The organism is Mycobacterium sp. E2462 (assembly GCF_001672685.1).
GTDB lineage: Bacteria > Actinomycetota > Actinomycetes > Mycobacteriales > Mycobacteriaceae > Mycobacterium.
Genome location: NZ_LZKC01000094.1, coordinates 1 through 6,982 on the forward strand (window position 1 = coordinate 1; position 6,982 = coordinate 6,982).

The following is a 6,982-nucleotide window of genomic DNA, read 5'->3' on the forward strand; positions in this document are numbered from 1 at the left end:
CACCGGCAGGCTGCGCGAGCCGCACGTGGTGCCGATCCACGACTACGGCGAGATCGACGGGCAGCTCTATCTGGAGATGCGGCTGATCGAGGGCGTCGACCTGGACACGCTGCTCGAGCGCGACGGCCCGCTGCCGACTCCGCGGGCGGTGGCCCTGATTCATCAGGTCGCCGCGGCGCTGGACGCGGCCCACGCCGCCGGGGTGACGCACCGCGACGTCAAACCGCAGAACATCCTGGTCACCGGCGACGACTTCGCCTACCTGGTGGACTTCGGCATCGCCAGCGCGACGACGGACGAGAAGCTCACCCAATTGGGGACCGCCGTGGGCACCTTGAAATACATGGCGCCCGAACGGTTTTCCAGCGACGAGGTGACCCCGGCCGCCGACGTGTACGCGCTGGCCTGCGTGCTGTACGAATCCCTCACGGGCACACCGCCGTTCGGCGCGGACAGCGCCGGTGTGCTGGTCGGCGCGCACATGATGCAGCCGGTGCCCCGGCCCAGCGCGGGGGGCACGGGGGTGAGCCCCGCGTTCGACGCGGTGATCGCCGCAGGCATGGCCAAGGACCCCGCCGAGCGCTACCCCAGCGCGGGGGCGCTGGCCGACGCCGCCCGCCGGGCGCTCAGCGCCCCCGAACGGGAGCGCGCCGACACGATCCTGGAACGCGCCGACCCGCCCGGGGCCGATCCGCCGGCCGCGGCCGCGGCGCCGCGTCGACGCCGGTCGCTGCTGGTGGCGGCCGCGGCCGGCGCGGTCGCGATCGCCGCTGTCGCGGCCGCGTTCTGGCTCACCGCGGGCGGCCCCGAGCACCACCCGACCCGGGCGAGCGCCGCCAAGACCCCGCCGCCGGTGACCGCCGCCGCCCCCAACGCGGACCAGGCCCGACTGCTCAGCCTGCTGCCACCGGGCTACCTCGCCGGCACCTGCACGCCGGCGACCCCCGAGTCGGGCAGCATCTGGGTGCACGCGGTGGCCATGGTGACCTGCGGGCCGAACTCGCAGCCCGGCGGGCCCAGCCACGCCACCTACGGGCTGTTCGCGACGCCCGACCGGTTACAGCGGGCGTTCACCGACGACATCGCCAACGTCAGCCTGGTCGACTGCCCGGGCGAGGGCCGCTCCCCCGTGAGCTGGCACTACGACCAGACCCCCAACGACCCGGCCGGGCTGATCGCCTGCGGCCACTACAACGACCACCCCAACGTCGTGTGGACCAACGACGAGAAGCTGATGCTCAACGACGTCTCCGGCGACCCGGCGACCGTGACGGACCTGCACACCTGGTGGGACGCCTACGGCTGAGCGCCGTCACAGGATGTAGAGCATCTCCTGGTAGGTCGGCAGCGGCCAAAGGTCGTCGGCGACAACGCCTTCCAGCGTGTCGGCGGCGGTGCGCACCGCGTCCATCGCGGGCAGCAGCGCCTTTTGGGCGTGCGTCGCCTCGTCGAGCGCCGACTCGGCCGAGTGGTCGGCCAGCGCCGCCTTGAGCGTCGTCAGCGCCGCGGTGAGGTCGGCGATGGGCGCCGAAACCGCTTCCAGCGCAACCGTGCTGGCTTCCACGCCGGCCGCCTTGAGGGCCGCGACGTTCTGCGCCAGCTCGGTCTGGTAGCGCAGCGCGGCCGGCAGCACCACCGTCGTGCCGATCTCCAGGGCCAGCTTCGCCTCGACACCCACCGTCAACGCGTACTGCTCCAGGCGGACCTCGTAGCGGCTGTGCAGCTCGCGCTCGGTGAAGACCCCGTACTTCTCGAACACCTCGACGGCCGCGGGCTTGATCAGTTCGGGGATGGCGTCCAGGGTGGTCTTGAGGTTCGGCAGCCCGCGCTCGGCGGCCTCGATCTGCCAGTTCTCCGAGTAGCCGTCGCCGTTGAACACCACCGCGCCGTGATCGGTGATGACCTCGGTCAGCAGTTTCTGCACCGCCTCATCGAAGTCCTCGCCGCCGCTGACGGCCTCCTCCAGCACCGTGGCCAGGTAGTCGAACGAGTCCGCCATGATCGTGTTGAGCACGATCATCGGGACCGCGACAGTCTGACCCGACCCCGGCGCCCGGAACTCGAAGCGGTTGCCGGTGAACGCGAACGGGCTGGTGCGGTTGCGGTCGCCCGGATCGGTCGGCAGCGGGGGCAGCGTGTCGACACCGATGATCATGGTGCCCTTGCCCTTTGACGACGTGGCCGCGCCCTTGGCGATCTGCTCGAAGACGTCGGCGAGCTGCTCGCCGAGGAAGATCGAGATGATGGCGGGCGGCGCCTCGTTGGCGCCCAGACGGTGGTCGTTGGTCGCCGAGGCCACCGAAACGCGAAGCAGCCCAGCGAATTTGTGCACCGCGCGGATCACCGCGGCGCAGAACACCAGGAACTGCGCGTTCTCGTGCGGGGTGTCGCCGGGCACCAGCAGCGACCCCAGCTCGGCGTTGCCCACCGAGAAGTTGACGTGCTTGCCCGACCCGTTGACCCCGGCGAACGGCTTCTCGTGGAACAGGCACTCCATGCCGTGCTTCTTGGCGATCGTCTTGAACACGGTCATCAGCAGCTGCTGGTGGTCGGAGGCGATGTTGGCGCGTTCGAACATCGGCGCCACCTCGAACTGGCCGGGGGCCACCTCGTTGTGCCGGGTCTTGGCGGGGATGCCGAGCTTGAACAGCTCACGCTCGCTGTCCATCATGAAGCCCAGCACCCGCTCGGGCACCGCACCGAAGTAGTGGTCGTCGAACTCCTGGCCCTTGGGCGGCTTGGCGCCGAACAGCGTGCGCCCGGCGTTGACCAGGTCCGGGCGGGCCAGGAAGAAGTGCCGGTCGACCAGGAAGTACTCCTGCTCGGGTCCGCAGAACGACACGACCTTGTTGAGCTCGGTGTGGCCGAACAGGCGCAGGATGCGCTCGGCGTGCACGCCCATGGCCTGCTGGCTGCGCAGCAGCGGTGTCTTATAGTCCAGCGCCTCGCCGGTCATGGAGACGAACACCGTCGGAATGCACAGGGTGTTGCCGTTCGGGTTCTCCAGGATGTAGGCGGGGCTGGTGACGTCCCACCCGGTGTAGCCGCGGGCCTCGAAAGTGCTGCGCAGCCCGCCCGACGGGAAGCTCGACGCGTCCGGCTCCCCCTGGATCAGCGTCTTGCCCGCGAACTCCGCGAGGGTCTGGCCGTCGGAGACGGGTTCGAGGAAGCTGTCATGCTTCTCCGCGGTCAGGCCCGTCATCGGGTAGAACACGTGCGCGTAGTGGGTCGCGCCCCGCTCCAACGCCCAGTCCTTCATGGCCACCGCGACCGCGTCGGCGACGGCGGGGTCCAGCTTGGCGCCCTTGTCGATGGTCGCGGTGATGGACTTGAAGATGGCCTTGGGCAGCCGGGCCTGCATCTCGGCCTTGGTGAAGACGTTCGCGCCGAACACCTCGCCGGGCGCTTCGCCGGCCACGAAACTGATTGCTGGGGGGATGTACGCCTCGACGTTGTTGATCGCCTGCAGACGAACCGCGTTTCCGCTCACTTGAGTTCCTATCGCTGGGGTCCACGACTCCGCCTTGCCCGTAGGTGGACCGACTCACAGTAGGAACGTTCGATGCCAATTCTGTTACGCCGGCGTCAACGTTAGGATCGCGGCGGTTGCAATGCCCGGTCGGCTACGACGCGGGGCCCGCCGGGCCGTCGTCCTCGGCGTCCGCGACGGTCAACGGCAGCGCCAACTCCTCCAGCGAGCGCCCCTCGGCCGCGACGCCGAGCCACAGCTCGACCAGTCCGGCGGCGGCCATGACGACCGCGCCGATGAGGAACGACCACACCACCTCGCCGCGCTGCCCGGAGTTGATCAGCTGGCCGAACAGCAGCGGGCCGCTGATGCCGCCGATCGCCGTGCCGACCGCGTAGAAGAAGGCGATCGCCAGCGCCCGCGTCTCCATCGGGAAGATCTCGCTCACCGTGAGGTAGGCCGCGCTGGCGCCGGCGGAGGCCAGGAAGAACGCCGCGATCAGCACGCCCATGAATCCCCACACGCCGCCGGCCCCGGTGAGGAAGACCAGCGCCAGGACGACCACCGCGACCGCCGAGCCGAGGTAGGTCAGGGTGATCATCGGTTTGCGGCCGACGGTGTCGAACAGGTACCCGAGCACCAGCGGGCCGGCGAAGTTGCTGAGCGCCCATAGCACGAAGAACACGGGCACCATGCCGGACGGCACGGCGTAGAACTCGCTGAGCAGCGTGCCCAGGTTGAACGTGACGCCGTTGTAGAGGAACGCCTGCCCGACGAACAGCGCCAGCCCGAGGACCGCGCGGCGCGGGTAGAGCTTGAAGGCCACCTTGGCGATCTCGGAGAACGCGATGGCCTCCCGCTGGCGGATCTTGAGCTCCTTGCCCTCCGGTTCGGGCAGCGGCTCGCCGGTCTCCTGGCGGACCACCTCCTCGATGTCGCCGACAATGTCCTCGGCCTCTTTCTCGCGGCCGTGGATGAACAACCAGCGTGGGCTCTCCGGGACGTTGCGCCGCACCAACAGCACGAACACCCCGAGGATGGCGCCGATCCCGAAGGCGAGCCGCCACCCTACGTTCGCCGGAAACGCCGAGGTGTTCAGCAGGATCAGCGCGCCGCCCGCGCCGGCGGCCGATCCGACCCAGTACGTGCCGTTGATCACCAGGTCGACGCGGCCGCGCACGCGGGCCGGGATCAACTCGTCGATCGCGGAGTTGATGGCGGCGTACTCACCCCCGATGCCCGAGCCGGTGAAGAACCGCGCCAGGAAGAAGTACCAGGGGGCGAAGGCGAACGCCGTTGCGACGGTGGAGCCCAAATAGATTGCGAGCGTGAGGATGAACAGGTTGCGCCGGCCGAACCGATCCGTCAGGTGGCCGAAGAACAGCGCGCCGGTGCAGGCGCCCGCGATGTAGATCGCCGCGGCCATACCGATCTGCGCGGCGTTGAGCGTGATGCCGCTGCCCTTCTCCATGAGCCGGGCCGACACGTTGCCCACCATGGTGACCTCGAGGCCGTCGAGCACCCACACGCCGCCCAGGCCGATCACGACGCGCCAGTGGAAGCGCGACCACGGCAGCCGGTCCAGCCGCGCGGGCACGTGAGTGGTGATGGTCTTCATCTGCGCGCTCGCGCTCATGACTGGCTCCATTCTGGGTGCACAGGTATTTACCCGCCGTCGCGCGTCGGCAAGCACGGCCCCCGACGGGCGCGGCCTCAGCCCCGATCGGCGCGTGACTCCTCCGGAGTCCAGGCCGTCGGCTGGCCGGGGTGATTGGGAAACAGGAAGTCGATGAACGCCGCGGCCGTGGGCTGCGGCTCGTGGTTGGCCAGGCCCGGGCGCTCGTTGGCCTCGATGAAGGCGTATTCGGTCCCCGTGACGTCGGGCACCAGCAGGTCGATGCCGGTCACCGGCACCCCGATCGCCTCGGCGGCGACCACCGCGACCCGGCACAATTCGGGGTTCACCAGGGCGGTGACGTCGTGGATCGTGCCGCCCTGATGGAGGTTGGCGGCGCGGCGCACCCGGATCCGGGTGCCCTGGGGCAGCACGTCGTCCAGCTGCCAGCCGGCTTCGGCGACGGTGGCCTCGGTGAGATCGTCGAGCGGGATGCGGGACTCGCCCCCGGTGGCCGCGGAGCGCCGGCGGCTCTCGGCCGCGATCAGGTCCCGCACGGTGTGCTCGCCCGTCCCGATGACCTCCGGCGGCATCCGCAGCGCGGCGGCGACCACCCGGCCGTCGATCACCACCAAACGCAGGTCGTCGCCGGTGATGCGCTGTTCGATCAGCACGTCGCGGCCGTGCTCGCGGGCGCGCGCCACCGCGGCCGCAAGCGGCTCGGGTCCCTGGTCGGCGGCGACGCCGACCGTGATGCCCTTACCCTGCTCGCCGCGGGTGGGTTTGACGACGACGTCACCGACCTCCTGGAGGAACGCGAAGTCCTCGTCGTCGAAGGTGGCCAGGCGCGCGCGGGGCACGGTGATGCCGGCCTCGGACACCAGCCGGCGGGTGAGCCGTTTGTCGTCGCAGCGGCACATCGCGACCGCCGACGTGTATTCGGACAGCGATTCGCGGGTCAGCACGCTGCGCCCGCCGTGGGTGAGGCGCATCTCGCCGGTCTCGGCGTCGAGGACCTCGACCCAGATGCCGCGGCGCAGCGCCTCGTCGGCGATGATGCGGGCGTACGGATTGAGGTCGTCGATGGTCTCGGGCGGCGGGCTGAACAGCGGCTCGTTGATCGCGTTCTTGCGCTTGATCGCCAGCACCGGGACGCGCCGGAACCCCAGCTTCTCGTACAGCGCGATGGCCGCGGCGTTGTCGTGCCCCACGGACAGGTCCATATAGGCGCGCCCGGCGCTGCGGAACCGCTCCGCCAGCGCGCGGGTCAGGGCGGCCCCGACCCCGGGCAGCCCGGCGCCCGGGTCGACGGCCAGCGTCCACAGGCTGGACCCGTGTTCGGGGTCGGAGAACAGTTCCTCGTGGTCGACGCCGGTCACGGTCCCCACCACGGCGCCGTCCTCGTCGCGCACCGCCAGCAGGTAGGTGACGGCGGGCACGTTGAGGTGGTTGTCCCAGATCACGTCGACCCCGGCCGGGACCATGCCGCACCGCACGTACACCCGGTTCATGGCGTCGGCGTCCACCGGGTCGGTCAGGGTGCGCACCGTCATACCCACCGGCGAGCGCGTCAGGTCCGTGGACAGGTCGGCGAACCGCAGCCGGTAGGTGTGGCTCGGGTCGATGAACAGCTCCGTCGGCGCCTCGGCGACCACGACGTGGGATTCGCGGGCGTAGATGCAGATGTCGCGCCGCCCCGGGCCTTCCCGCCGCAACGCCTCCACCAGGTGTTGGGAGTCTGTGAAGGTCTGACCGAAAATCAAACGGCCCCAACCCATTTCGAGCTCGACGTTCTTGGCCATTGCCTCCAGCAAGTGTGGTGGCGTCGCGTCGTGCAGGCCGAGGGTGATCGCCTCGGGGTGGTCCTCGGAGGGGTCGAGGACGGTCATGCGGCCGGG

4 protein-coding genes are annotated in these 6,982 nt (G+C 70.2%); 1 reads left to right on the forward strand and 3 read right to left on the reverse strand.

Annotated elements, in window-relative coordinates; all coding sequences use genetic code 11:
• Nucleotides 1-1,306 (forward strand): serine/threonine-protein kinase (locus A5714_RS04690; protein ID WP_068283220.1); only part of this gene is annotated, 1,306 nt, incomplete at its 5' end.
• Between the two features lie 6 nt (nucleotides 1,307-1,312).
• On the opposite strand, the gene A5714_RS04695 is transcribed toward A5714_RS04690, so the two are convergent.
• The 3 genes from A5714_RS04695 to ngg form a co-directional block, all read right to left on the reverse strand.
• On the reverse strand, nucleotides 1,313-3,490 hold the full coding sequence (locus A5714_RS04695) for a glutamine synthetase III (RefSeq protein ID WP_068075603.1): 2,178 nt from the start codon (nucleotides 3,488-3,490) through the stop codon (nucleotides 1,313-1,315).
• 133 nt (nucleotides 3,491-3,623) lie between these two features.
• The gene (locus tag A5714_RS04700; protein ID WP_068283222.1) at nucleotides 3,624-5,105 is read right to left on the reverse strand and encodes an MFS transporter; all 1,482 of its coding nucleotides are present in this window, start codon (nucleotides 5,103-5,105) and stop codon (nucleotides 3,624-3,626) included.
• Between the two features lie 77 nt (nucleotides 5,106-5,182).
• A complete protein-coding gene (gene ngg / locus A5714_RS04705) occupies nucleotides 5,183-6,973 on the reverse strand; it encodes an N-acetylglutaminylglutamine synthetase (RefSeq protein ID WP_068075600.1) in 1,791 nt (596 codons plus the stop codon).
• Nucleotides 6,974-6,982 lie beyond the last annotated feature (9 nt).